Origin of the sequence: Candidatus Pelagibacter communis, assembly GCF_001180105.1 — a bacterium.
Lineage (GTDB): Bacteria > Pseudomonadota > Alphaproteobacteria > Pelagibacterales > Pelagibacteraceae > Pelagibacter > Pelagibacter ubique_K.
Window position 1 is genome coordinate 1 of record NZ_CVSO01000009.1, and the last position, 796, is coordinate 796.

Sequence of the window (796 nt, forward strand, 5' to 3'; positions counted from 1 at the left end):
ATTAGAGGAGAGTAAAAAAAAGTCAATCGCAGAGGGTATAACAAAAATTCACAGCAAAACTACTGGAGCAAATACATATTTTGCACAAGTCATTTTTAATGAAACTAAAAAGAATAGTCATTTTATGGGAGGAAAAGTTATTAAGGATGAACAAATTTATCTTAATGGCCAAATAAGAGCAGGACGTTCTAAAGAGGTTAAAGACGATCTTATTGATCGATTAAAAAAGTTATTAGCGAAAGAAACCAAATTAGATCAATCAAATGTTTGGGTTTATATTGTTGATTTAGAACCATCCCAAATGGTTGAATACGGAGAGGTGCTGCCTGTATCAGGTCAAGAAAAGATATGGTTCGAAAATCTACCAGACAAACTGAAGAAAAAATTAAAATCTTTAGAAAGTTAGTTTAAAAACAAACTAAATGTTCAATATGAATTGGTCTTTTTATTCCGAACTTTTCGTTTATCTCATGTTGATGAACATGATGAGAGTGTACAAAAACAGGTAAAATAAAATTTTTGTCAGTTTTTAAGGAGTAAATAAAATTTGTACCTCTAAATTTTTTATCAACCACATCAAATTTTAAATTACTTTTATCGTCATGGTGTAAATCTTCCGGTTGTAATAACAATTTAACTGTAGATCCAATTTCAAAAGGTTTTGAAAAGTTTCCAGTAATAGTTCCCAGCTCCTCGTTTTCTAAACTTTTAGGACTTGTAACTTTTGCTGGTACCAAAACTCCTCTGTTCAAAAATTTTACCACCTCAATTGAATTAGGTATATGATAAACATTAT

The 796-nt window shown here is 29.9% G+C and carries 1 protein-coding gene and 1 pseudogene; one reads left to right on the forward strand and one right to left on the reverse strand.

The window, feature by feature from the left end; genetic code table 11:
* Positions 1-406, forward strand: a 406-nt coding sequence (locus AMN84_RS01385) for a tautomerase family protein (protein ID WP_075482749.1), incomplete at its 5' end; no start/stop codon positions are given.
* Position 407: 1 nt separating this feature from the next.
* On the opposite strand, the pseudogene AMN84_RS01390 reads toward AMN84_RS01385, so the two are convergent.
* Positions 408-796: pseudogene (locus AMN84_RS01390) on the reverse strand (ABC transporter ATP-binding protein); the annotation flags it as partial.